Genomic DNA, 626 nt, shown 5'->3' on the forward strand with positions numbered 1-626 from the left:
CATACATGCATTGCTGGCAATTCCTACCAAAACACTTAGAATCAATAAATCATATCCTTGATATATATATATATATATGGTAATTTAAAAGCATGGCAATTAGCTGAAAAACTCATATGGAAGATCCTTGGCGCAACTCTTACAATGAAAATAATTTTTTTCATGAAAATGAAATAAGCGATCAAGAAATTTATTATTTTTATTCTGAAAATGAAATTAGATAATAATAAAATCAATGATAATATAGATCTAAATTTAGAACAACATTTAGATAAAAATTTTAATTATATTTTTCTAAGGGTAATTTTATTAAAAAAGGTGAATTCGATTTTAATAATTTTTTCTTTAAGAAAAACTATTTCTAATATTTTTGATTCTTTAGAAAAAAACAGTAAAAAAAATACTTGGCGCCAAATTATAGAAAATTAAAACTCCAATAGTTTTCCATTTTCTATTTTAAATTCGTATAAAACATGTTTGTGACAATTTTTATCAAAAAATTATGGATGAATAACAGGTTTAACAAATGAGAATTAACAATATTGAAAGAATATTTTTTCATTGATAGAAAAAATATTTGTTGTCCTATTGGATATGATAAATTCCACGTTTAACTTATTATGTTA

Annotated in this window: 1 protein-coding gene; it reads left to right on the forward strand. The window is 21.7% G+C overall.

The genetic code is table 11. The features are described 5' to 3' along the window. The first annotated feature begins 210 nt into the window (after positions 1 to 210). The gene (locus ACEW7V_RS01355) at positions 211 to 429 is read left to right on the forward strand and encodes a hypothetical protein (protein WP_374695639.1); all 219 of its coding nucleotides are present in this window, start codon (positions 211 to 213) and stop codon (positions 427 to 429) included. Positions 430 to 626: the final 197 nt, after the last annotated feature.

The organism is Areca yellow leaf disease phytoplasma (assembly GCF_041920595.1).

Coding starts and splice junctions, on each gene's coding strand:
- ACEW7V_RS01355 (WP_374695639.1), top strand. CDS start 211: ATGAAATTAGATAATAATAAAATCAATGATAATATAGATCTAAATTTA.